Annotated in this window: 20 protein-coding genes; 14 read left to right on the top strand and 6 right to left on the bottom strand. The window is 65.6% G+C overall.

The genetic code is table 11. The features are described from left to right. Positions 1-100 precede the first annotated feature (100 nt). The gene (gene dnaA, locus ACNJX8_RS00005) at positions 101-1,510 is read left to right on the top strand and encodes a chromosomal replication initiator protein DnaA (protein WP_027572414.1); all 1,410 of its coding nucleotides are present in this window, start codon (positions 101-103) and stop codon (positions 1,508-1,510) included. A gap of 393 nt (positions 1,511-1,903) precedes the next feature. Beyond that, positions 1,904-3,022 (top strand): DNA polymerase III subunit beta, encoded by a 1,119-nt coding sequence (gene dnaN, locus ACNJX8_RS00010; RefSeq protein ID WP_091898217.1) that lies wholly within the window; start codon positions 1,904-1,906, stop codon positions 3,020-3,022. Positions 3,023-3,136: 114 nt separating this feature from the next. Here the strand turns inward: dnaN and ACNJX8_RS00015 are convergent, their stop codons facing one another. Further along, complete coding sequence (locus ACNJX8_RS00015; protein WP_439362043.1) at positions 3,137-3,223, bottom strand: hypothetical protein; 87 nt, start codon at positions 3,221-3,223, stop codon at positions 3,137-3,139. Between ACNJX8_RS00015 and recF the strand changes: the two genes are divergently transcribed. From recF to ACNJX8_RS00055, 8 genes are all read left to right on the top strand, one after another. After that, complete coding sequence (gene recF, locus ACNJX8_RS00020; RefSeq protein WP_439359185.1) at positions 3,207-4,343, top strand: DNA replication/repair protein RecF; 1,137 nt, start codon at positions 3,207-3,209, stop codon at positions 4,341-4,343. The two genes, ACNJX8_RS00015 and recF, sit on opposite strands and share 17 nt — an antisense overlap. A gap of 109 nt (positions 4,344-4,452) precedes the next feature. Next, a complete protein-coding gene (locus ACNJX8_RS00025; protein WP_439359186.1) occupies positions 4,453-5,193 on the top strand; it encodes a hypothetical protein in 741 nt (246 codons plus the stop codon). A 256-nt stretch (positions 5,194-5,449) separates the two neighbouring features. Further along, the gene (gene gyrB, locus ACNJX8_RS00030) at positions 5,450-7,885 is read left to right on the top strand and encodes a DNA topoisomerase (ATP-hydrolyzing) subunit B (protein ID WP_128940667.1); all 2,436 of its coding nucleotides are present in this window, start codon (positions 5,450-5,452) and stop codon (positions 7,883-7,885) included. A gap of 568 nt (positions 7,886-8,453) precedes the next feature. Beyond that, positions 8,454-8,921, top strand: a complete 468-nt coding sequence (locus ACNJX8_RS00035; protein ID WP_128947851.1) for a hypothetical protein — start codon at positions 8,454-8,456, stop codon at positions 8,919-8,921. A gap of 124 nt (positions 8,922-9,045) precedes the next feature. Then, positions 9,046-10,341, top strand: coding sequence for a UDP-N-acetylglucosamine 1-carboxyvinyltransferase (gene murA, locus ACNJX8_RS00040; RefSeq protein ID WP_439359187.1), 1,296 nt, complete (start codon positions 9,046-9,048; stop codon positions 10,339-10,341). Between the two features lie 263 nt (positions 10,342-10,604). Further along, positions 10,605-11,999: an MATE family efflux transporter gene (locus tag ACNJX8_RS00045; RefSeq protein ID WP_439359188.1), complete on the top strand. Its 1,395-nt coding sequence runs from the start codon at positions 10,605-10,607 to the stop codon at positions 11,997-11,999. Further along, a complete protein-coding gene (locus ACNJX8_RS00050; RefSeq protein WP_091898205.1) occupies positions 11,996-12,484 on the top strand; it encodes a DUF2867 domain-containing protein in 489 nt (162 codons plus the stop codon). Before ACNJX8_RS00045 ends, ACNJX8_RS00050 begins: the two co-directional genes overlap by 4 nt. Further along, positions 12,481-13,131 (top strand): 2-hydroxychromene-2-carboxylate isomerase, encoded by a 651-nt coding sequence (locus tag ACNJX8_RS00055; RefSeq protein WP_439359189.1) that lies wholly within the window; start codon positions 12,481-12,483, stop codon positions 13,129-13,131. Before ACNJX8_RS00050 ends, ACNJX8_RS00055 begins: the two co-directional genes overlap by 4 nt. Before the next feature lies 1 nt (position 13,132). Here the strand turns inward: ACNJX8_RS00055 and ACNJX8_RS00060 are convergent, their stop codons facing one another. Continuing rightward, entirely contained in the window at positions 13,133-14,248 is a 1,116-nt protein-coding gene (locus tag ACNJX8_RS00060) for an FUSC family protein (protein ID WP_128930368.1), read from the bottom strand. Between the two features lie 122 nt (positions 14,249-14,370). On the opposite strand from ACNJX8_RS00060, the gene ACNJX8_RS00065 reads away from it, so the two are divergent. Beyond that, positions 14,371-15,741, top strand: coding sequence for an MmgE/PrpD family protein (locus ACNJX8_RS00065; RefSeq protein WP_439359190.1), 1,371 nt, complete (start codon positions 14,371-14,373; stop codon positions 15,739-15,741). 470 nt (positions 15,742-16,211) lie between these two features. On the opposite strand, the gene ACNJX8_RS00070 is transcribed toward ACNJX8_RS00065, so the two are convergent. Together ACNJX8_RS00070 and ACNJX8_RS00075 are read right to left on the bottom strand one after the other, a co-directional pair. Then, complete coding sequence (locus ACNJX8_RS00070) at positions 16,212-17,636, bottom strand: serine hydrolase domain-containing protein (protein ID WP_439359191.1); 1,425 nt, start codon at positions 17,634-17,636, stop codon at positions 16,212-16,214. 325 nt (positions 17,637-17,961) lie between these two features. Continuing rightward, entirely contained in the window at positions 17,962-19,026 is a 1,065-nt protein-coding gene (locus tag ACNJX8_RS00075) for a helix-turn-helix domain-containing protein (protein ID WP_439359192.1), read from the bottom strand. A 317-nt stretch (positions 19,027-19,343) separates the two neighbouring features. Between ACNJX8_RS00075 and ACNJX8_RS00080 the strand changes: the two genes are divergently transcribed. Together ACNJX8_RS00080 and ACNJX8_RS00085 are read left to right on the top strand one after the other, a co-directional pair. Continuing rightward, on the top strand, positions 19,344-20,261 hold the full coding sequence (locus ACNJX8_RS00080; RefSeq protein ID WP_439359193.1) for a pirin family protein: 918 nt from the start codon (positions 19,344-19,346) through the stop codon (positions 20,259-20,261). Between the two features lie 63 nt (positions 20,262-20,324). Then, entirely contained in the window at positions 20,325-21,239 is a 915-nt protein-coding gene (locus tag ACNJX8_RS00085; protein WP_439359194.1) for a phosphoribosylaminoimidazolesuccinocarboxamide synthase, read from the top strand. A 164-nt stretch (positions 21,240-21,403) separates the two neighbouring features. Here ACNJX8_RS00085 and ACNJX8_RS00090 read toward each other — a convergent pair whose 3' ends face one another. Together ACNJX8_RS00090 and ACNJX8_RS00095 are read right to left on the bottom strand one after the other, a co-directional pair. Next, positions 21,404-22,894 (bottom strand): NAD-dependent succinate-semialdehyde dehydrogenase, encoded by a 1,491-nt coding sequence (locus tag ACNJX8_RS00090; protein ID WP_128930374.1) that lies wholly within the window; start codon positions 22,892-22,894, stop codon positions 21,404-21,406. Positions 22,895-23,004: 110 nt separating this feature from the next. Then, a complete protein-coding gene (locus tag ACNJX8_RS00095) occupies positions 23,005-23,325 on the bottom strand; it encodes a hypothetical protein (RefSeq protein ID WP_091898185.1) in 321 nt (106 codons plus the stop codon). Between the two features lie 345 nt (positions 23,326-23,670). Between ACNJX8_RS00095 and ACNJX8_RS00100 the strand changes: the two genes are divergently transcribed. Beyond that, positions 23,671-24,867 (top strand): serine hydrolase domain-containing protein, encoded by a 1,197-nt coding sequence (locus tag ACNJX8_RS00100; protein WP_439359195.1) that lies wholly within the window; start codon positions 23,671-23,673, stop codon positions 24,865-24,867. The last annotated feature ends 97 nt before the right edge of the window (positions 24,868-24,964 follow it).

The raw sequence follows: 24,964 nt of genomic DNA on the forward strand, positions 1-24,964 counted from the left end.
TGATGGAATCGCTTGAGGTCGCGCCACCCCAGGGATTTCGGCAGGAACCCTGCATGGCGCTCACAACGCAACCTTATCTCTCAAGAGAAGTTTTCTGACGATGACAATGGAACAGGATCGCTGGTCACGCGTGAAGGGTCGGCTGCGCTCGAGCGTCGGCGAAGACGTTTACACGAGCTGGTTTGCGCGCATGGATCTGGAAGGCGTGCAGGACGAGAGCGTGCGACTCTCCGTGCCGACGCGCTTCCTGAAGAGCTGGATTCAGGCCCATTATGCCGAGCGCGTGCTGTCGTGCTGGCAAGCCGAGATGCCGGAAGTGCATCGTATCGATCTCACGGTCCGCTCGGCGGTGCGCCCGGTCGCGCAGCCGAAGGAAGCGCCCGCCCCGGTCGAGGCGCGCCGCGCGCCGACCCCGGAGCTGCGCTCGACCGCAACCGCACCGGTCTCGGCCAATCACGACGCGCTCGGCGGCTCGCCGCTCGATCCACGCCTGACCTTCGCGAGCTTCGTCGTCGGCCGCTCCAACACGCTGGCGCATGCGGCCGCGCGCCAGGTCGCCGAAGGACGCCGCGGTGATCCCGTGATGTTCAACCCGCTCTACATCCATGCCGGCGTTGGCCTCGGCAAGACGCATCTCTTGCAGGCGGTGACCTGGGCCGGCAATTCCGGCAACGAGCGCAAGGTGCTGTATCTCACCGCGGAAAAATTCATGTACGGCTTCGTCGCCGCGCTGAAGACGCAGACGGCGCTGGCCTTCAAGGAAGCGCTGCGCGGCATCGACGTGCTCGTCATCGACGATCTCCAATTCCTGCAGGGCAAGTCGACCCAGGCCGAGTTCTGTCACACCCTGAACGCGCTGATCGATGCCGGCCGTCAGGTCGTGATCGCGGCCGACCGTCCGCCGTCCGATCTCGAGAGCCTGGACGATCGCGTCCGCTCGCGGCTCGCCGGCGGCCTCGTGGTCGAGATGGGCTCGCTCGGCGAGGAGCTGCGGCACGGCATCCTCAAGTCGCGCGTTGCCGCGGCCCGCGCCCACCATGCGACGTTCGAGGTGCCCGAGGAGGTGCTGCATTATCTGGCGCGCACCATCACCCATAACGGCCGCGACCTCGAAGGCGCGATCAATCGTCTGCTCGCGCACTCGAAACTCAACAACCGGCCGGTGACGCTGGAGATGGCCGAGCACGAGGTGCGCGACCTGGTCCGGCCACAGGAGCCCAAGCGGATCAAGATCGAGGACATCCAGCGCGTGGTGGCGCGGCAGTACAACGTCAGCCGCTCCGATCTGTTGTCCTCGCGCCGCACCGCCAACGTGGTGCGCCCGCGTCAGGTGGCGATGTATCTCGCCAAGACGCTGACCCTGCGCTCGCTGCCCGAGATCGGCCGCCGCTTCGGCGGACGCGACCACACCACGGTGCTGCACGCCGTGCGCAAGATCGAGGCCCTGGTCTCCAAGGACACCGCGCTGTCCGAGGAAGTGGAGTCGCTGAAGCGCCAGCTCCAGGAATAAACGCCTATTTCTTTCACCTCTCCCCGCTTGCGGGGAGAGGTCGGAATGCGCGCGCAGCGCGGATTCCGGGTGAGGGGGACTTCTCGGCGTGTCCAACTCTCACCTCCCCTGCGGAGACTCCCCCTCACCCCAACCCTCTCCCCGCAAGCGGGGCGAGGGAGCATATCTATTCTATGCCTGGGCGGCGGCCTTCGTTTGGGCGGTAAATCGTGGGGAACTGCCTCCGATCCCTTGAATCCGGGGGCCATCCGCGCCACCTTGCGCGACCCTGACAGCTTTGATCATATCGGCAGGAATGATCCGGCTTTTCGGGGTCTTCGGTGCCGTGGCGCGCGTCCCGCTGCCCGGCCTTCTCAACGCTGTGTTTTCCTTGGGGATCGGGCGAGTAGTGCAATGAAGGTTACGGTCGAACGCGCGCAACTGCTGAAGTCGCTGGGCCATGTCCATCGCGTGGTCGAGCGCCGCAACACGATTCCGATCCTCGGCAACGTGCTGGTCCGCGCCGAGAACGCGAAATTGTCGCTGAAGGCGACCGACCTCGACCTCGAGGTCACGGAGACGCTGCCCGCGGAAACCGCGACCGCGGGCTCCACCACCGTGCCGGCGCACATGTTCTACGACATCGTCCGCAAGCTGCCGGACGGCTCGCAGATCGTTCTCGAGGCCGACGGCGACCGCGCGGTGCTGGCGATCCGCGCCGGCCGCTCGCGCTTCACACTGCAGACCCTGCCGGAGAATGATTTCCCCGATCTGGCCGCCGGCGACATGTCGCACTCGTTCTCGCTCGCCGCCAAGGACGTCAAGCGGCTGATCGACCGCACCCAGTTCGCGATCTCGACCGAAGAGACGCGCTATTACCTCAACGGCATCTATCTGCACGCCGCCGGCACCGCCAAGGCGGCGACCCTGCGCGGCGTCGCCACCGACGGCCACCGCCTCGCCCAGCTCGACCTGGTCCAGCCCAAGGGCGCCGAGGGCATGCCCGGCGTCATCGTGCCGCGCAAGACTGTCGGCGAGGTGCAGCGCCTGATCGAGGACACCGAGGCCGAGATGACGATCGAGCTGTCGCAGGCCAAGATCCGCTTCACCATCGGCAATGTGGTGCTGACCTCGAAGCTGATCGACGGCACTTTCCCCGACTACGGCCGCGTCATCCCGCAAGGCAACGACAAGGAGCTCGTTGTCGACAAGAAGGATTTTGAGAACGCGGTCGACCGCGTCTCCACCATCTCCAGCGAGCGCGGGCGGGCGGTGAAACTGTCGCTGTCGGCGGGCAAGCTGGTGCTGTCGGTGACCAATCCGGATTCCGGCAGCGCGACCGAAGAGCTGGAGGTCGAATACGCCTCCGACGCTCTCGATATCGGCTTCAACTCCCGCTACCTGCTCGACATCGCCGCCCAGATCGAAGGCGACGTCGCAACCTTGAGGCTGGCCGACCCCGGCTCGCCCACCCTGGTGCAAGACCGCGACGACAAGAGCGCACTGTACGTGCTGATGCCGATGCGGGTGTGAGCGAGGTGCTCCCTCGCCAACGCAGACTGCCTTTAGAGCCGAACGCGATGCGCATTGCTATGCCCTCTCCCCTTGTGGGAGAGGGCAGCTCCGCTGGAGGAGTCACCCGTCGCCTCACTGCGTGATGCGCCACCCTCCCCCACAAGGGGGGAGGGAAAGCAAAGCCCGGCAATGACGAGCTGATATGACCCCCTCCCGCATTCATCGCCTGACGCTGACGCAGTTCCGCAATTATCGGGCGGCAGGGCTCGAGACGGCGGCTGACATGGTGGCGCTGGTCGGGCCGAATGGGGCGGGCAAGACCAATTGCATCGAGGCGATCTCGTTCCTGTCGCCGGGGCGGGGCTTGCGGCGCGCGACGCTGGAAGACGTCGCCGACAACCAGGGCGACGGCTCCTGGGCGGTGTCGGCGCAGGTCGAGGGCGCACTGGGGCTGGCCACGCTCGGCACCGGCATCGATGCGCCGCGCACTGACGCCGCCGTCAGCCGGCGCTGCCGTATCGACCGCGAGCCGGTCAATTCCGCCGCCGCCTTCGGCGACCACATCCGCATGGTGTGGCTGACGCCGGCGATGGACGGGCTGTTCATGGGTGCGACGTCCGAGCGGCGGCGCTTCTTCGACCGCCTGGTGCTCGCCATCGACAGCGACCATTCCAGCCGGATCAACGCACTGGAACGCTCGTTGCGCTCGCGCAACCGCCTGCTCGAGACGCGCAATTACGACGATCATTGGTGTGACGCGATCGAGCGCGAGACCGCCGAGCTTGCGGTCGCGGTCGCCGCAACGCGCGGCCAGACCGCGGCACGGCTGACGGGCATGCTCAATACGCGCGCGCAAGCCTCGGCGTTTCCGCCGGCACAAATCGCGCTCGACGGCTGGATGGAGAACGCGCTGCTTCAGGAGACCGCGACGTCGGTCGAGGACCGCTACCGCCAGATCCTGCGCGACAACCGTCCGCGCGATGCCATCGCCGGCCGCACCACCGACGGCCCGCATCTCACCGACCTCCAGGTCGTCTATGCGCCCAAGAGCATGCCGGCGCGCGATGCCTCGACCGGCGAGCAGAAGGCGCTCTTGATCGGCCTCGTGCTGGCGCATGCGACGCTGGTGGCGGAGATGACCGGCATCGTGCCGCTGCTGCTGCTCGACGAGGTGGTCGCCCATCTCGATCCGAACCGGCGCGCGGCGCTGTTCGAGGAGCTGAAGAAGCTCGGCGCGCAAGTGTGGTTGACCGGCGCGGACCCCGCTGCCTTCGCCGAGATCGGCGCGGGAGGCGAGATCTTTGACGTCGAGAGCGGACGAGTCTCCGCCCGAAGGTAGACCCCCACATTGAACCCGCCCGGTTCCGTCAGCGACTAGCTGCCTGAGGCCGCTGGAAGCGGCCATCGCGCAGGATTTCCAGCACGCGCGATATCCTTGGAGCGTGAGCATGACGACGGTGAGGCCCGGGGTGCGAGCTCCGGCACGATGGCAAGTTTTTGCGTGCGGCCTTGCTCTCTTCGCGAGCTGCCTGCTCGCGGCAAGCGCCGGCGCCTTTGTGTCGAATCTGCCGCCGCTGTTTTCTGCCGCGCTCACGCTGGATCCGGATGCCAAGCTGCCTGCGCCGACCCGCTACAGCTATCGAGGGATCCACACCACCGTGATGCCGGGCATCGAAGCCCCGCTCCGGACCAGGCTCGAAGCCACCGTGCCCGCACGGCTCAGCGACGTGCTCGTGTTCTATCGCACCGAGCTCGGAAAGCTCGGCTGGCAGGAACAGGATGGCACGGTGGTCACCGCCGACCACGTGCGCCTCGACTTCGTCTCCCCAATCGGGCCGGCAGCGCTGGAGCTCGACCGCAAGGCCGGCAGCACCTCGGTCCACCTCGTGCAGAAGAATTCGGATGCGGCGACCCGGGCAAACGTCCTGCCCGCACCCGGCCAGGCGAAGCTCGTGTTCAGCAATATCGGCGAGCAGGAAGCCGTGCTCACGATCAACGAGCGGACCATCCCGCGCCCCGCCGGCGCGAACGTGGTCGCGCTGGATCTCGGGCCCGGCAAATACTCTTACAGACTGAGCGTGCCGGGCCATCCAGCCACCGCGAACAGTCTCACCATCGCCGCCGGCGATACCTGGGAGCTCACGGTCGGGCGCGACGGTGAGGCGTGGCCGCCGCTCCAGCTGTATTGAAGGGCCCTGGAACTGACCTTTCCGTTCCCACAAATTCAACGGTTTTTGGAGGTGCAAACCGGCCCTCGAATCGTGCTTTTTGCAGCGCCCTGAATCGGCTTTCGAAAGCCTTGAAAATCGGTCCAAAAACCCTATCTTCCCAAAGGGTTGCGAGGAGATACTTTGCGCTAGGCGCAAACCCTCTTTCGTGGCACAAATAGCCTACAAATCAGCGCCTTTTGCGCCGCTGATTCGGGCGACATCTCAAAGGCCTCTCATGACAGAACCTGCTCGGCAGCCGCGTGCCGAAAACGAGCCCTCCAACGCGAGCGACTACGGCGCGGAATCGATCCGCGTGCTCAAGGGTCTCGATGCCGTCCGCAAGCGCCCGGGCATGTATATCGGCGACACCGACGACGGCTCGGGCCTGCACCACATGGTGTACGAGGTCGTCGACAACGCCATCGACGAGGCGCTGGCAGGTCACGCCACGCGCGTCGACGTCATCCTCAACGCTGACAATTCCGTCACGGTGCGCGATGACGGCCGCGGCATTCCGGTCGACATCCACAAGGGCGAAGGCATCTCCGCGGCCGAGGTCATCATGACCCAGCTGCATGCCGGCGGAAAGTTCGACCAGAATTCCTACAAGGTCTCCGGCGGCCTGCACGGCGTCGGCGTCTCCGTCGTCAACGCGCTGTCCAGCAAGCTCGGCTTGCGGATCTGGCGCGACAACAAGGAGCACTACATCGAATTCGCCCATGGCGATGCCGTGGCGCCGCTGAAGATCGTCGGCGATGCGCCGGGCAAGCGCGGCACCGAGGTGACGTTCCTCGCCTCGACCGAGACGTTCAAGAACGTCGAATATGATTTCGCCACGCTCGAGCATCGCCTGCGCGAGCTCGCCTTCCTCAATTCCGGCGTCAACATCATCCTCTCCGACACGCGCCATGCGGTCGAGAAGCGCGAGGAGATGCACTATTCCGGCGGTGTCGAGGAGTTCGTCAAATATCTCGACCGCAACAAGAAGGCGATCGTGCCGGCGCCGATCATGGTGCGCTCGGAAGCCAACGGCATCGGCGTCGAGGCCGCACTGTGGTGGAACGACAGCTACCACGAGAACGTGCTGTGCTTCACCAACAACATCCCGCAGCGTGACGGCGGCACCCATCTGGCCGGTTTCCGCGGCGCGCTGACGCGCCAGGTCAACGGCTATGCCGAGGCCAATGCGAAAAAGGAAAAGATCGCACTGACCGGCGACGACTGCCGCGAAGGTCTCACCGCCGTGCTGTCGGTGAAGGTGCCAGATCCAAAGTTCTCGTCGCAGACCAAGGACAAGCTGGTGTCCTCGGAAGTGCGCCCCGTGGTCGAGAACGTCCTCAACGAGGCGCTCCAGGCCTGGTTCGAGGAGCACCCGAGCGAAGCCAAGATGATCGTCGGCAAGGTGATCCAGGCCGCCGCAGCCCGCGAAGCCGCACGAAAGGCGCGCGAGCTGACGCGCAAGAGCCCGCTATCGGTGTCCTCGCTGCCGGGCAAGCTCGCCGACTGTCAGGAAAAGGATCCTGCAAAATCCGAGCTCTTCATCGTCGAGGGTGACTCGGCAGGCGGCAGCGCCAAGCAGGGTCGTAATCGCGAATTCCAGGCGGTGCTGCCGCTGCGCGGCAAGATCCTCAACGTCGAACGCGTCCGCCCCGACAAGATGCTGTCGTCAGAGCAGATCGGCACGCTGATCACCGCGCTCGGCACCGGCATCAGCGACGACTTCTCGGTCGAGAAGCTGCGCTATCACAAGATCATCGTGATGACGGACGCCGACGTCGACGGCGCCCACATCCGCACGCTGCTGCTCACCTTCTTCTATCGGCAGATGCGCGACATCATCGACGGCGGCTATCTCTACATCGCCCAGCCGCCGCTCTATAAGGTCTCCAGAGGCAAGTCCGAGCAATATCTGAAGGACGAGCGGGCGCTGGAGGATTATCTGATCGACGCCGGGCTCGACGATTGCGTGTTCGTTCCCGGCACCGGCGGCGACCGCACCGGCCGCGACCTGCGCTCGCTGGTCGACGACGCCCGCGTGGTTCGCAGCATCCTGCGCAATCTGCACAGCCGCTATAACCGCAAGGTGGTCGAGCAGGCCGCCATCACCGGCGTGCTGAACAAGTCGATCTACGGCAATCCCGAGAACGCCGCGGCCGCCGCGCAATACATCGCGAGCCGGCTGGACAACCAGGCCGAGGAGGTCGAGCGCGGCTGGGTCGGTCAATTCGTCGAAGGCCAGGGGTTCCTGTTCGAGCGCACCGTGCGCGGCGTCAAGGAAGCGGCTGTCATCGACGATGCGCTGCTCGGCTCGGCCGAGGCCCGCAAGCTCGACGAGTACACGACGAAGCTGCAGGACGTCTACGCCCGCTCCGGCAAGCTGCGGCGCAAGGACAGCGAGCACGTGGTGCACGGTCCGGTCGATCTGTTCGAGGCGGTCACCGATTCCGGGCGCAAGGGCATCGCGCTGCAGCGCTACAAAGGTCTCGGCGAAATGAACCCGGAGCAGCTCTGGGAGACCACGCTCGACACCGAAGCGCGCTCGCTGCTCCAGGTGAAGGTCAAGGAGGTCGACGAGGCCGACGACATCTTCACCAAGCTGATGGGCGACGTGGTCGAGCCGCGCCGCGACTTCATTCAGGAACATTCGCTGAGTGCGACGATCGATATTTGATCGCCGGTCGTTTTGGGTTTGATCTGCTAGCCATGCACTCGCTGCACCTCTCCCGCTTGCGGGAGAGGTCGACGTGCTCGCAGAGCACGGCGGGTGAGGGCTCTCTCCTCTCATCTCAGGGACTGTCTCGATCGTGGAGACACCCTCTCCCCAACCCTCCCCCGCAAGAGTAGGGCTATCGCATATGCATTTCGCGGGGACCACCCGCGAGTTTGCTCGGCCTCTCCCGCTTGCGGGAGAGGCCGACGCGTCCCGGGCGATGCGAAGCATCGTCCCGAGCGCGGCGGGTGAGGGCTCTCACCGCACTGGGATCGCCTCCGCAATTCTCGACAATCCCGACGCGGAGGCACCCCCACCCCCGCCCTCCCCCGCAAGCGGGAGAGGGAGCCCACTGCCGATGCCGAAGCATTATTCACGCCATATGCGATAGCCCTACCCCCAAGGGGGGAGCGCACCCGACTCGTGGCAAGAGGACCTGTTCCCATTGCCTCCCCTGAACCTCACCTCCCGCCATCGCGACGAAGTGGCATGAACCCGCGGGCCATTCCGGCCGGGAAGCGCTCACGCCATGACCAGCTCCGCAATGACCAGTTCCACCGCGCCATCCCGCCGGCTCGGCATCATCGGCAGCATCGTCGGCGTGCTGGCGCTGATGGCCGCCGTGCTGCCGCGTTGGGTCGTGCCGATCGTGTTTCCGCCGCCGCCAGCGGAGCAGGTCATCGTCGACACCGGACATCGCATCAAGGACCGCGTGATGGCGCGGGTAAAGGGTGTCGAGTATCAGGCTCCCAAGATCGAAAAATCCGCGGCGCGAAGCTGGAGTGAAACCGCATCAGTCACCGCGATTTCGCTCGGCCTGCTTGCCATCCTGCTCTCGGTGCTCGCGCTCATCTTCCGTGAAGAGCGGCTCCTCGCCGCCGTGGCTGCCACGCTCGGCACCGGGGCCATCGCGATCGAAATTTCCTTCGTCATGATCGGCGCGCTGATCCTGATTGCCATCCTTTACGTGGTCGGAAATATCGTCGGGTTGTTCTAAGGGCCGCCTGTCACAAGCTCCCGAGGGACGGGCTCGAGCCACGGCCATCACAATTGCTCCCGCGCTCAATTCTCTGTAGTTTCCGCCTCCGAAACAGCTCCACCAACAGGACAGCGAGAACCCCGTGGCGCCCATCCAATACATCGTCGAGGGCGGTCACCGGCTCTCGGGCTCGATCGAGCCGTCCGGCAACAAAAACTCGGCGCTGCCGATCATCGCGGCGGCCCTGCTCACCGAGCATCCGGTGACGCTTCAGAACGTGCCGCGGATCCGCGACACCGAGACGCTGGTCGAGCTGATCCGCTCGGTCGGCGCCGCGGCGGAGTGGACCGCGCGCAATACGCTGCGCATTCATGCCAAGAGCATCCGCGCCGCCGATCTCGACCCCGAGCTGTGCGTGCGCATCCGCGCCTCGATTCTGCTCGCGGGCCCCCTGCTCGCCCGCTGCGGCGAAGTGATGCTGCCGCCACCCGGCGGCGACGTCATCGGCCGCCGACGGCTCGACACCCATGTGCTGGCGCTGGAGCAGCTGGGGGCCAAGGTCACCGCGACCGACCGGCTCGAATTCCGTGCGCCGAAGCTCGCCGGTGCGGACGTGTTCCTGGACGAGCCGAGCGTCACCGCGACCGAGAATGCGCTGGTCGCAGCTGTCGCCGCCGACGGTGTCACTTACCTGCGCAATGCCGCGTCCGAGCCGCATGTGCAGGACCTCGCCAATTTCCTGGTCGCGCTCGGCGCGAAGATCGAGGGCATCGGCACCAACACCATGATCGTGCACGGCCAGGCGACGCTGGGGGAAGCGACCTACTCCATTCAGCCCGACCATATCGAGGTCGGCTCGCTGATCGGCCTTGCCGCCGTGACGCGCTCGCCCTTGCGCATTGTGCGTGCCGGTGTCGAGCACCTGCGCTCGATCCGCATGGGATTCGAGCGGCTCGGCATCGTCTGCCGCGTCGAGGGCGACGATCTCATCGTGCCCTCGAACCAGACGCTGAAGATCCAGGACGATTTCGGCGGCCACGTGCCGAAGCTGGAGGACCAGCCCTGGCCGGCCTTCCCGGCCGATTTGATGTCGATCGCGATCGTCACCGCCACGCAATGCGAGGGCGTGATCCTGATGTTCGAGAAGATGTTCGAATCGCGGATGTTTTTCGTCGACAAGCTGATCGCGATGGGCGCGCGCATCGTGCTGTGCGACCCGCATCGCGCCATCATCGCCGGCCCCAGCCGCCTGCGCGGCGCGCCGATGACCTCGCCCGACATCCGCGCCGGCATGGCGATGCTGCTCGCCGCGGTCTGCGCCGAGGGCACCTCGACCATCAACAACGCCGACCAGATCGAGCGTGGCTACGAACGCATCGAGGAACGGCTGAACGCACTGGGTGCGAAGATCAAGCGCGTGCCGGAAAGGAAGAGCTGAGGGATCTTTCTTCCTTCTCCCCTTGTGGGAGAAGGTGGCATAGGCGGCCTTCGGCCGCCGTTCTTAAGAACGCCGAAGCAAAGCTTCGGCTATGGCGCCGGATGAGGGGTTCTATCCACTTGCAAGATCGCTCTTGAGGATAGAGACCCCTCACCCGTCTCGCCGCTACGCGGCGAGCCACCCTCTCCCACAAGGGGAGAGGGTGAAGAGGCATCTCGCTCGCGGGCCATGTTTTCGACGTGCGGCTGTGCTAAGGACCGGCCATGCTCGACACCGTCCAACGTCATTCGCAGCCGCAAGCCGGCGTGCCGCAAAATCATCTCGCCGATGAATTCGCCGAGACGCTGCGGCTGGCCGTGCCGATGATGCTGACGCAGCTCGGGCAGATCGCGATGATCACGACCGATCTCGCGATGATCGGCCGGCTCGGCGAGGACGCAGTGGCCGCGGCGGCGCTGGCGCATACGGTCTATTTCGTCAGCTTCACCTTCGGGCTCGGATTGATGTCGGCGGTGTCACCGCTCGCCGCGCAGGCATTCGGCGCTGGCGACGGCAGGCTGATCCGCCGCTCCTTGCGCGTCGGCCTGTGGGTCGCACTGCTGATCTCGCTGCCGATGATGGCCTCGCCGCTCTATGGCGAGCAGATCCTGCTCGCGCTCGGACAGGCGCCGGATTCCGCCGCGCTGGCCCAGCGCTACCTCCACGGACTGGCCTGGGGCATTGCGCCGGCGCTCGGCTTCATCGCGCTGCGCAGCATGATGAGCGCGGTGAACCGGCCGCAGGCGCCGCTGTGGATCACGCTCGCCGCGATCCCCGCCAATGCCGCGCTGGTCTATGTCCTGATCCACGGCCTGTTCGGCGTGCCGAAGCTCGGCCTGTTCGGCGCGGGGCTTGCGACCACGCTGGTCAATCTCGGCACCTTCCTCGCCGCGCTCACTATTGCCGCATGGCGAAAGCCGTTCGCGGACTATCACCCGCTCGCCCATTTCTGGCGGATCGACTGGCCCCTGATGCGCCAGCTCATCGCGATCGGCGCGCCGATCTCGTTCTCGCTGCTGATGGAATACGGCCTGTTCTCCTCGGCGGCGCTGCTGATGGGGCTGATCTCGACCACCGCGCTCGCCGCACATCAGATCGCGCTCCAGGTCACCGCCGTGCTGTTCATGGTGCCGCTCGGCATCGGCATGGCCGCCACCGTGCGCGTTGGCCACGCCTTCGGCCGCAACGAGCCGGCCGGCGTCCGGCGCGCGGGGCTCGTTGCCGCCGTGCTCGGCATTGCGTTCGTCGCGGCCCTGACTGTCGCGATCATCCTCGGCCGCTATGAGCTGGGACGGCTGTTCTTCGGCAGCAGCGAGGCCAGCGCGCCGACCGTCGCGCTGACCGCGACACTTTTGCTGGTCGGCGCGACTTTCTTCATTGCCGATGCGCTCCAGACCATCATGGGCGGCGCCCTGCGCGGCATCAATGACACCCAGATGACGCTTGTGTTCGCAGCAACAGGCTATTGGTGCGTCGGCTTCCCGATCGCCTGGGTCCTTGCCTTCCACGCCAGCCTCGGCGCGGTCGGCGTCTGGATCGGGCTGTCGATCGGATCGTTCGTTTATGCCGGCCTGTTGATCTTGCGCTTTGGCATGCTGACGCGCAAACTGGCGGGATGACAGGCTCGGTTCGCGAAGTCACACCCGATGTCGATGCCGGCGCTGTGCTATCAGGCGCGCAGTTCATCGATGCCTTTCGTGTAGAGGTCGGCGCGACGCAATTGAGCGCCCGCGAGGCCTGCACCCGAATGGTGCTGCACGGGCCGCGCTGGATCGATGCGCTGACGCGCTTGCGCAACATCCTGGTGAAACCCTTCGGACTGAAGACGTCGGGCGAAGGTGCTCCGGCTCCGTACGGGATGATCGGCCTGTTTCCGGTGCTGAGCGAAACGCCGGAGCAGCTCATCGCCGGGTTTGACGACTACCATCTCGATTTCCGCGTCGTGGTTGACGTCGCCGGCGACGGGGCGGACCAGCAGGTGACATTGACCACGTTGGTGCGGACCAACAATCTGCTCGGGCGTACCTACCTCACGCTGATCGTACCGTTCCACAAGCTCGTGGCCCGCAGCATGATGGGAGACATCGTGGAGCCGGCCCGATGACGCTGTCCGTCGATCTCTTCTACTCCTACCGAAGTCCCTTCAGCTATCTGGCCCTGCCCAAGACACTGAAGCTCGTCGCCGAGTATGACCTCGCGGTCAACCTGCGGCCGGTCTACCCGCTCGCGGTCCGCGTGCCCGGATTCTTCAAGAAGGCCAGCCCGAACTTCATTCGCTATGTGGTGCTCGACAGCACGCGCGTGGCGCAGCACGAGGGCATTCCGTTCCGCTTCCCGAGGCCCGATCCGATCGTGCAGGACAAGACGACGCTCGACGTTGCGGCGGAGCAGCCTTACATCCACCGCCTGACCCGGCTGGGCGCGATGGCGCAGCTCGAAGGACGCTCGCTCGAATTTACAGACGCGATCGCGCGCGTGCTATGGGACGGTTCGGTGGCGGGATGGAACGAGGGCGATCATCTCGCGCGCGCGGCCGAGAAGGCCGGCTTCGATCTTGCCGCCATGGACGCCGCGATCACTGCCGATCCGGACCGCTATGAGCACGTGATCGCGGAGAACGAAAAGGACCACGCCGCCTCCGGCCATTGGGGCGTGCCGACCTTCGTGTTCGAGAACGAGCCGTTCTTCGGCCAGGACCGCATCGACCTCCTGCTCTGGCGCATGCAGGGCAAGGGACTGAAGCGGCGCTAGCTCACTCCGCCACCCGCGCGGGCTTGTCGGCCGCTGCCTCCGACCATTCGCCGACGACGCGATCGAGATCGCAGAGGTTCTGGTGCATCTGCTCCAGCGAGAAGCCCAGCGCGAAGAAGCGCTCGGCGGTGTCGCTGGGCTGGCCGCGGATCAGACCGTCGTGACGGACGGCGGCGACCGCCTCGGCGTAATGCTGGAGCGCAACGTGGACCGGATGGAGCGGCGGCGCGCCGGCGCCCTCCCGCAAGGCTGCGGCGGCCGAACGCAGGAAGCGCGCGATCACCATCGAGACCTCCGTCAGCGGACCTGCGAGCCGCGTCTGCACCTCGGCCGGCAGCGGCACCACGGTGGCGCGGCCGATCATCACGACGTCATGCCGCAAGCGCAGGATGGTTCGCAGCAAGGGACCGGTATCCGGCCCGCTCGACAGGCGTGCGGCGCGCTCGCGCTCGGCTTCTGAGCCAATCGCGTTGAGGCTGACCATGGCAGTGCCGATGCCGTCCTGGATCCGGTGCAGCGCGTCGTTGTCGCGGCCGCGCGTGAGGCCCGCGAGCAGTTCGGTGAAGGCATCGGCGATCAGTTCGAGCAGTCTTGCTGCGCTGGCGCGGATCTGCCGGACCGCGCGCGACGGCAGCACCAGGAAGGAGACGAGCAGCCCCGTGATAGCGCCGACCGCGACTTCGCTGACGCGATCAATCGCCGAGGTCATGGGATCGGAGTGATGCATGGTCGGAACCAGGAGCACGATCACGGCCGTGACCGTCGCGGCACTGAGGCTCGGATTGATCGCGGCGATGAAGGCGAGCGGGGCGACCGAGAGCACCAGAAGCCCCAACAGGCCCGCTTCACCGGAGTACGGGATCAGGATCGCGATGGCGCCGCCATAGATGGCGCCGCCGATAGTGCCGAGCATGTAGTCGCGCGTCGCCTTCAGCGAGCGTCCGACGCTCATCTGGGTCACGATCAGCGAGGTCAGCACCGCCCAGAGCGGCAAGAGCAGATGCAGCGCGGTGGCGATGGCATAGGCCGCGACCGCCGCCACGGTGACCCGGATCGCCAGCCCCAATTGCGTCCGTCGCGCCCGGATCCGGTCGAGCAGCTCTCTTGTGCGTGTCATCGTCAACGTCCCGGTCCGATCCTCTTGAGCCAGGCAAAAGCATGGCTGATGCCCGCCCCCGCAAGGCCGCTTGAAAGGCGAAATCAGCCCGCCTAACTTGCCGGCCAAAACGAGGAAACACGATGGCCCACGAAACCGCAACGCTCGCCGCCTATGTCTTCAATCTGAAGTACCTAGATATTCCGGCGGAGGTGCTGGATCGCGCCAAAGTGCTGACGCTGGACTTCCTCGGCAGCGCCATCCGCGCCCGCAGCGAGGCGGAATCGACCCCGTCGATGCTGAAGACGCTGGAAACGCTTGCGCTCGATGCCAAGGGCGAATCCACCGTGTTCGGCGATGCCAAGACCTGGACGCCGGCGGTGGCGGCCCTGCTCAACGGCGCGCTGGGACATTCGCTCGACTTCGACGACACGCACGCCGACTCCTCGCTGCATCCGAGCGCGCCGGTGGTGCCGGCCGCCTTCGCGGTCGGCGAGATGGTCGGCGCGTCGGGCCGCGACGTGCTGACCGCGATCGTTGCGGGCTATGAAGTCTGCTGCCGGCTCGGCAATGCGCTCGATCCGACCTCGCACTACGCGCGCGGTTTTCATCCGACCGCGACCGCCGGCACCTATGGCGCGGCCGCGGCCGCCGCAAAGCTGGCCGGCCTCTCCGAGCAGCAGATCATCGCCGCCTTCGGCGTCTCCGGCAGCCAGGCCGCCGGATCGCTGCAATTTCTGGTCAACGGCGCCTGGAACAAGCGCTACCAGGTCGGCGCCGCCGCGATGAACGGCGTGATCGCCGCGACACTGGCGCGCAACGATTTCGTCGGCGCGACGGAATCGGTCGAGGGCAAGCACGGCCTGCTCGCCGGCTACACCGACGATGCGCATCCGGGCAAAGCGGTGGCCGAGCTCGGCAAGACCTACGAGACGATGAAGATCGGCGTCAAACCCTATCCGAGCTGCCGCTACACCCATGCGGCGATCGACGCGCTGATCGCCATGCGGCGCGAGCACAATCTGACGCCGGACCAGGTCAAGCGTGTCGAGATCGGCCTGCATCGTAACGGCATCACGCTCACCGGCGATGCCGCGACCAAGCGGCATCCGACCTCGATCGTCGGCGGCCAGTTCTCGATGTTCTTCACCGGCGCGCTCGCGCTCGACCAGGGCTCATTCGGCTGGGACGATTACAACCGCCTTGGCGATGCCGCCATCGACGCCCTCGCCGACAAGTTCGACGTGGTGCAGGACGACCGCCTCGAAATCGGCCGCACCCATCCGTTCGGCGCCCGCGTCAGCATCACGACGGACAATGGCGTGCATGAGCGGCTCCATGCCGATCCCTCGGGCGAGCCGAATTCGTTTCCTGACACGAAGGCGATGCAGCAGAAGTTTTTGACTCTGGCGCGGCCCGTGCTGAACGCACGCGCTGAGAAGTTTGCGGATGCGATCATGACGCTGGAGCGGTTCGACCGCGTGGCGAAGGCGACGGAGCTAGGGAGGCAATAGCTTGAGCGCGCATGCTTACCCTCCCCTGGAGGGTAGGGCTATCGCATATGGCGTGAATAATGCTTCGGCATCGGCAGTGGGCTCCCTCTCCCGCTTGCGGGGGAGGGCGGGGGTGGGGGTGCCTCCGCGTCGGGATTGTCGAGAATTGCGGAGGCGATCCCAGTGCGGTGAGAGCCCTCACCCGCCGCGCTCGGGACGATGCTTCGCATCGCCCGGGACGCGTCGGCCTCTCCCGCAAGCGGGAGAGGCCGAGCAAACTCGCGGGTGGTCCCCGCGAAATGCATATGCGATAGCCCTACCCTGGAGCGGGAGGGTCGCTTCGCATGAAGCAAAGCGCAATGCGAAGCGGGGTGGGGTGATCTCTCCACACAGGCACTGCTTCAAAGGATAGACCGTCACCCCACCCCGCTCGCGCTGCGCGCGATCGACCCTCCCCCTCCAGGGGAGGGTAAGAAGAGCCGCCGCTGCTCTCAATCCGCCCCGGCTATCTTCCCCTTCTCGCGCGTTGCGGCCACCACGTCGCGCACGAGGTCGAACACGCCATCTGCTTCCGGCGGCCAGTTCGGCGAGCGTCCCATGCGCACGATCACCAGCCGCTCGGACGGGATCACGATCGTGTACTGCCCGATCGTGCCCTTGGCGAAGAAGGCATCGCGCGGCCAGCCGTGCGCGATGCGAAACTTCGCGCCAAAGCTGTCGCCCTGGTTGGTCCAGAAGCCGGCACCGATGCCAACCCACGCCTTCGGCGTGGGCGAGGACGAATAGCTCACCCACCCCTCGGGCAGGATGCGCTTGCCGCCGGCGATGCCGTCATTGAGATAGAGCTGGCCGAAGCGCGCCCAGTCGCGCGCCGTTGCCAGCATCTCGCTCGAGCCCTCGATCGTGCCTGAAGCGTCGAGCTGGAGCGTGACATGGCGCATGCCGAGTGGAACGAACAATTCGCGGCGCGCGAAGCGCAGCGCAGCTGCGGGATGTCCACCGGCCGCATTGCGGATCAGATGCGAGAGCAGGATGGTGTTGCCGTCATGATAATTCCACGCCGTGCCCGGCGCGGTCGCAAGCGGCATGCTCGCGGCATAGGCGGCCATGTCGGCTTCCACGAACTTCATGCGGTTGACCGGCTCGAAGGCGGAGCCGATCGATGCCTGCAACGAGCTGCCGAGTGCCAGCCCTGCGGTGTGGCGCAGCAATTGATCGACACTGATGGCATGGCGCGGGTCATCCGAATGCTTCCAGGCGGCGACCGGCGCGGGCTCGTCGAGCTTCAGCTTGCCCTGACGCACCAGCACGCCTGTCAGCGCCGAGATCACCGATTTGGTCATGGAGAAGCCGAGCAGCGGCGTCTCCGGTCCGATGCCGTAGGCGTAGCGCTCGGCAATGACGCGGCCCGCCTTCATCACGACGATCGCGCGGGTGCGGCGATAAGGCGGCTGTGCCGGCTCGTCAAAGGCGCGGTCGAGCGCGGTAGCAAGCTCGGGACTTTGCGGCGGCACGATCGCGGGGCCGGCGATCTCGGGCAGCAGCGCGGGCTGCCTGTCGTCCGGCGGCGGCATGACTTCGGCGAGCGGCTCGCCATGCGCGAGCGTGCAGCCAAGCCCCTCGCGATAGACGGCATGGCTGCGGCCGAGGCCAAACAGTGTCACCGTAACGTCCTTGCGCACGCGGTCGACGCGATACTCCATCGCCCAGCTGATCAGGCCGGTGCCGGGCATCGCATCGTTGGTCTCGGTGAAGGTGCGCCGCGGATCGAGGCCGGAGACGAAGGTCTCGGAGCATAGGATGCCGGCGACAAAGCCGGTGGCGACCTTCGGCACGTCGCCGGCGCGGGCTGCGCCGAGCGCGAGACCGGCACAGGCGATGGTGGTGAGGAGGACGATCTTGCGGCGGTGGGTCACGGGCTGTCTCCGGCTTGGGGCGTGTGCCGGAGACGAAGCAGGAGGCGCGCGATATGTGCTCGCCGGATCCGGAAAATGGCGTGGCTGAATTTGGCCGGGACTGATCGATTCTGAAATAACGCAACAGATCCAACGGCTTGAAAATTGGGCTGGTCTGTCGCACCGGGGACGGTGGCCCCCCTCGCCCCGCTTGCGGGGAGAAGGTTGGGGTGAGGGGGAGTCTCCGCAGGGACGGTGACAGACGGGCTCGCGGAAGCTCCCCCTCACCCGAATTTGCTCCACAAATTCCGGCCTCTCCCCGCAGGCGGGTGAGGCGAAGAGCCCATCACGCCGTGCTCGCTTTAAGCCGCCGATATTCCGTCGGGGTCACGCCGGTCACCGCCTTGAAGGCGCGGTTGAAGGGGCCGAGGGACTGGAAGCCGGCATCCATGGCGATGGTGATGACGGGGACTTCGGCCTGGGCGGGATCGGCGAGCGCGGCCTTGGCTTCCTCGATCCGGTGATTGTTCAGGAACACATTGAAGTTGCGATAGCCGAGGCGCTGGTTGATCAGCCGGCGCAGCCGGTATTCGGGAATTTTCAGCCGGTTCGCCAGCACGCCGATGGTGATGTTCTCCTGGCGATAGATCCGCTCGTCCGCCATCAGCCGCATCAGGGCATCGGTGAGCTTCTGGTCGGCGGCGTCTTCTGCCGCCGGAGCTTGGCTCAAAACCAGCGGCGGCGCGGCCTCCACAGCAACCGGAAACAGCTCGGCACCATCGACGCGCATCATCCCATAGGCGATGGCCGCAACGATGCAGGCGAGCACGCCCGCATTGATCGTGTCGGCGATATCGCCAACCTCAATTCCGGTCACGACAATCTGGAGCAGCGCGTTCACCCCGCCATAGAGCGCGGCCGCGCAGACGATGAAGACGCGAACGCGGCGGCGGCGCTCGACCAGATCGGCCGACCACGAATTGATGGTCTGCGCCACCGCGAGCGCAATGAAACCGAGCACGATCAGATTGACGATGGTGACGGCAAGCCGAACGTTTCCGCCCGGCGCGATCCAGAGACAGTTGACGAAGCTGAACGCGGTCACCAGTCCCCAGATCAATCCGTGCCACCAGCGCAGGCGAAACTCGTCGTCGAACAGCGCGCGCGTGAACAGCCAGAACACCACGATGTTGCCCGTCGACAACGCGATCAGCGGCGCATGCCAGGCCGGCACCAGCGACGATACGCCGACCGAATAGCTCGCCGCATGCGCGGCCGAGCCGATCGCGAAGCCAGCACCGAGCCGGGATGCCAGCACGTGTCCGAAATCAGAGACGAGCGACGCGCCTAGCACAAGCAGCAGCGCCACGGACGCGGCGCGAAATGCCAGTTCTGTTGCAGCAAATGTCATCGGGCGATGCGACGGTCGCGATTGAAATCAGCCGAACATCCTTCGTCAGGCGTATTTTTTCAAGGACCATCCGCACCACAACTGTCATCGCCCGGCTTGACCGGGCGATCCAGTACTCCGAGACGACAGTGATTAAACCGATTGGCCGCAGCGTACTGGATTCCCCGCTTTCGCGGGGAATGACAGCGGTGGGTGAGGCGATGATAGTTCTGCACATGGCGCTATTGCGGTCCGCGACGTTGAGCCCCGGCTTTGTCGCGACGGCGCTGCAAATTCCTGCTAGTCTCGCATCCAACAAAGCCAAAAGGAGTCCACCCATGAGCTGGCAACCCTCCAACGATCCCGTGCTCGGCGATCCCATGTCCTGCGATGCGCTCGATCTCGTCATCGTGCCTCGCACGCGCGATCTCGGCGACGGATTTGAGGTGCGGCGCGCATTGCCGCACGGCAAGCGGCAGATGGTCGGGCCGTTCATCTTCTTCGATCATTTCGGACCGGTGCAGTTCGTCTCCGGCAAGGGCATGGACGTGCGGCCGCATCCACATATCGGGCTTGCCACCGTCACCTACCTGTTCGACGGCGCGATCATGCATCGCGACAGCGAAGGCAACGTCCAGGAGATCGCGCCCGGCGCGATGAACCTCATGACCGCCGGGCGCGGCATCGCCCATTCCGAGCGCACGCCAGATGCGCAGCGCGCCTCGGGCCAGAAGATGCTGGGCTTGCAAAGCTGGATCGCGTTGCCGGCGGGATCCGAGGAGATCGCGCCGTCGTTCCAGCATTATGCGGCGGGCGATTTGCCGATGATCTCCGAGCGCGATTTTACCGCGCGGGTGATCGCGGGCTCTTCGTTCGGCATCGCCTCGCCTGTCGCGATGGTCTCGCCCTGGTTCTACACCGAGGTCACGGCGGCGGAAGGCGCGCGCGTGCCGCTCGATCCTGATCAGGAGGAACGTGCGATCTACCTGGTCGACGGCGAGGTCGAGATCGCGAACGAGCGCTACGAAGGGCCGCGGCTGCTGATCTTCCGTCCGGGCGACCGCATCACCGTGAAGGCATTGAAGGCCACCCGGATGATGTTTCTCGGCGGCGATGCACTGGAGGGCCCGCGCCACATCTGGTGGAATTTCGTCTCCTCCAGCAAGGAGCGGATCGAGCAGGCCAAGCAGGACTGGAAAACCGGCCGCTTCGCGGCAGTTCCGCAGGAACACGAGTTCATTCCGCTGCCGGAATAGGCTAATCCGGTTTCCGGCCGCACTGTCAGCCGCGGCCGGATTTCTTGCGTGAAGGCTTTGCCGATGACCACCATGCTCTCCAGCGACCTGCCCCTCCCCAAGATCGGACGCGGCAAGGTGCGCGATATCTACGCCGTCGACGACGACCGCCTGCTGCTCGTCACCACCGACCGCATCAGCGCCTTCGACGTCGTGATGGGCGAGACCATCCCGATGAAGGGCGCGGTGCTGACGCAAGTGAGTGCGTTCTGGTTCAACGAGCTCGAAGGCGTGGTGCCGCATCACATGATCAGCGCCGACACCGACGCGATCATTGCGGCCGTGCCGGCGCTGAAGGCTCATCGTGCCGAAATCCTCGGCCGCGCCATGCTGTGCAAGCGCACCACCGTATTTCCGATCGAATGCGTGATCCGCGGCTACCTCTCGGGGTCGGCCTGGAAGGAATATGCCGCAAGCGGCACGCTGGCCGGCGAGAAGCTCAAGGCCGGCCTCGTCGAGAGCGAGAAGCTGGAGCCTGTCATCTTCAGCCCGGCAACCAAGGCCGAGAGTGGGCATGACGAGAACATCACGATCGCGAAGATGCGCGCGGTGGTCGGCGACGAGGTCGCCTATACGCTGGAGAGCATGACGCGCGCGATCTATACGCTTGGCGAGGAGCTGGCGCGCGAGCAGGGCATCATCATCGCCGACACCAAGTTCGAGTTCGGCCGCGACAAGGACGGCCGCATCATCCTGATAGACGAAGTCATGACCCCGGATTCCTCGCGCTTCTGGGCGGTCGATGCCTACAAGCCCGGCCAGCCGCAGGCGAGCTTCGACAAGCAACCCTTACGCGATTATCTCGACGTCGAGCGCCGCGCCGGCCGCTGGAACGGCGATGCCCCACCGCCGCCACTGCCCGCCAGCGTTGTGGATGCAACCAGCAAGCGGTATCTCGAAGCTTACAGGCGCGTGACGGGGAAAGAGCTGAAGATTTAGTTCCAGCTGTTGCACCTCACTTCGTCATTGCGAGGAGCCCTTGCAACGAAGCAATCCAGACTGCCTCTGCGGAAAGATTCTGGATTGCTTCGCGGAGCCTGTCATCGGGCCGCGCTTTGCGCGGACCCGGTGGCTCGCAATGACGCGGGGAGACTGATGCGCCCTCACACCCCCGCCATCATCACGTATTTGATCTCGACATACTCTTCCATGCCGTGATGCGAGCCTTCGCGCCCGAGGCCGCTTTCCTTGACGCCGCCGAAGGGGGCGACTTCCGTGGTGATGAGGCCGGTGTTGACGCCGACCATGCCTGATTCCAGCGCCTCGGCGACGCGCCAGACGCGGCCGAGATCGCGGGAGTAGAAGTAGGAGGCAAGGCCGAACGGCGAGGCGTTGCACATCGCGATGACGTCGGCTTCGTCCTTGAAGCGGATGACGGGCGCGAGCGGGCCAAAGGTCTCCTCCTGCGACACCAGCGAGTCCGGCTTGACGTCGGCCAGCACGGTCGGCTCGAAGAACGAGCGCCCAAGCTCGCTACGCTTGCCGCCGGTGACGATTTTGGCGCCGCGCTTGATGGCGTCGGCGATGTGGCGCTCGACCTTGTCGATCGCCTTCATGTTGATCAGCGGGCCCTGCGTGACGCCGCTCTCGGTGCCGTCACCGATCTTCATCGCCGCGACCTTCTTCGACAGCTTCTGCACGAACTCGTCGTAGATGCCATCCTGGGCGTAGAGGCGGTTGGCGCAAACGCAGGTCTGGCCCATGTTGCGGTATTTCGAGACGATAGCGCCTTCGACCGCGGCGTCGATGTCGGCGTCGTCGAACACCACGAACGGCGCGTTGCCGCCAAGCTCGAGGCCGAGCCGCTTCACGCCGACCGAGGCCTGCTGGTAGAGGATCTTGCCGACGGCGGTCGAGCCGGTGAAGCCGACGAAGCGAACCGCCGGATGCTCGCACAGGACCTTGCCGATCGGCGGCGCGTCACCGGTGATGATGTTGAATACGCCCTTGGGCACACCGGCCTTCTCGGCAAGAGCCGCGAGCGCGAGCGCCGACAGCGGCGTCTCATTGGCGGGCTTCAGCACCACGGTGCAGCCGGCCGCCAGCGCCGGCGAGACTTTTCGCGTGATCATCGAGTTCGGGAAATTCCACGGCGTGATCGCGCCGCAGACGCCGATCGGCTGCTTGATCGCGAGCAGGCGCGCATCGCTCCGCTGCGTCGGGATGGTCTCGCCATAGACGCGCCTCGCCTCCTCGGCGAAGAACTCGACGTAGGCGCCGCCGATATCGACCTCGCCGAGCGCCTCGGTGAGCGGCTTGCCCTGCTCGGAGGTGAGGATCAGCGCGAGATCCTCGCGATTGGCGACGATCAGCTCGAACCATTTGCGCAAGATGTTGGAGCGCTGCTTGGCGGTGAGCTTGGCCCAGGCCGGGAACGCGCGCTCGGCGGCTTCGACCGCTTTGGTGGTATCGTCCGCGCCGAGCTGCGGAACCTTGGCGAGCTCGACGCCGGTCGCGGGATTATTCACGGCGAAGACCGGCGAGCCGACCCAGGCGCCGTCGATGTAACAGGCTTCCCTCAGCAGCGACGGGTCCTTCAACCGGTCGCGCAGATTGGACGAGGCTTGCGGGGCGCGGGCGGCAGTCGGGGTCATGGCGTTACTCCTCAGGGCGCGATCGGATCGGCCCGGAATATAGGGACAGACGGCGCGCAATGCACCGCCCCGCAACGCACATCTGCCTTCAGCTAAACGGGAGCGCGACCTCAGGCCGCGCCGCTCAGATAGGTCTCGCGGCGCCCGATCATGCGCTCGGCGGCGGCCTTGGCGTCGGCCTTCGAGGACGTCGCGCAGGTGCGGTATTCGAGATCGGGCACGTCCGAGGTGTCGCGGCGGCCGAACCATGACTTCGAACCGACCGGCAGCAGTGCCAGCGCCTGCGCCAGGTTGTCGACTGCGCCGAAGGAGTACAGCGCGCCGGTGCCGGCGATGCGAACCTCGTAAATGCCGGGCGAGATCGGCGCCTCCAAATTGTCGCCCCGTCCGGGACGGGGATAGCGCTTCCATTCACTCCAGGTCGAAATCATTTGAGGTCCCCTCGCGGCCGATCAGCAGCCGCCAATTTGCATCAAGTCTTAACGTCACCGGCCAATTGGCCGCGTGCTGAAGCGCCGCAACGCACAAAATGCTTCAGGTGAGTCAAACACGCGAAACATACCGCCAGCGCCCATTCACGGCCACGGCGAGATGCAGCCATCCACCGCAGGTTGTAAAAGAGTGTTGCAGTTCAGCTCCGTTGTCGTCCTGCGTGGAACGCCGACCGTCAAGTCACGACATCGCGACCGGCACAGGTACATGGATGCGCTTGCCGCGCCGAGCATGCGGGAGGACAATCAATCACTCCAACAATAATCAAACCGGAGGAAACACGCATGCAAAGCCGAGCCCAGATCGACGAACTTCTGCGCCAGAAGAGCGACGCACAAGAAATTCCCGGAGTCGTCGCCATCGCCGCCAGCGGTAAAGAAGTGCTGTATCAAGGTGCGTTCGGCAAGCGCGACCTGTCCAAGCCCGATGCGATGACCGCGGACAGCGTGTTCTGGATCGCATCGATGACGAAGGCGGTGACATCAGCCGGCGCGATGCAGCTGGTCGAACAGGGCAAGCTGTCGCTGGATGCGCCGATCGGTGAAGTGCTGCCCGATCTCGCCACCCCGCAGGTGCTCGAGGGCTTCGATGCCAAGGGCGAGCCGAAGCTGCGGCCTGCGAAGGGGCCGATCACGCTGCGCCACCTCATGACCCACACCGCGGGCTTCTGCTACAATATGTGGAACGGCGATCTCGCGGTGTATCTGGAGAAGACGGGGATCCCCGCCATCACCACCTGCCAGAATGCGGCGCTGAAGACGCCAATCATGACCGATCCCGGCACGCGCTGGGAATACGGCACCAACATCGACTTCGTCGGCAAGGCGGTGGAGGCCGTCAGCGGCAAGCGGCTCGATGCGTATTTGCGCGACAATATGTTCGCGCCGCTCGGCATGAGCGACACCGCTTTCAAGATCACCGATAGCATGCGCAAGCGTCTGGTCGGCATGCATGCACGCGGCGAGGACGGCCAGCTCGCATCGATCCCGTTCGAGCTCGAGCAGGAGCCGGAATTCCACATGGGCGGCGGTGGCCTTTACTCGACCGCGGGCGACTACATCAAGTTCACCCAAATGATTCTCAACAAGGGCCGCGGCAACGGCAACCAAGTGCTGAAGGCGGAGACGGTTGCGACGATGGGACAGAACCACATCGGCGATCTCGCCATGGGCAAGATGACGACGGCGGCGCCGATGTACACCAACGACGTCGATCTCTATCCGGAGCAGGTGAAGAAGTGGGGGCTGAGCTTCCTCATCAACACCGCCAAGACCGCGGAAGGGCGCAGCCCGAACAGTCTCGCCTGGGCGGGCCTCGCCAACACCTATTACTGGATCGACCCGTCGCGCGACGTCACCGGCGTGATCCTGATGCAGCTGTTGCCGTTCGCCGACGCAAAGTGTCTGGAGACGTTCGCGGGCTTCGAGCGCGGGGTTTATGCCGGGCTCGATGCGGCCGGGAGCGGGCAGAAGGCGGCGTGAGGGGCTGAGTTCTCTCGCGCCTGCAGCCGCATCGGTCGCATCGAGGTAAGGCGACAGCCGAGACGCAAACTCCCATCCTCCCCTGGAGGGGGAGGAT

It is taken from the genome of Bradyrhizobium sp. SPXBL-04 (assembly GCF_051853035.1).
In the GTDB taxonomy this organism is placed as follows: domain Bacteria; phylum Pseudomonadota; class Alphaproteobacteria; order Rhizobiales; family Xanthobacteraceae; genus Bradyrhizobium; species Bradyrhizobium zhanjiangense.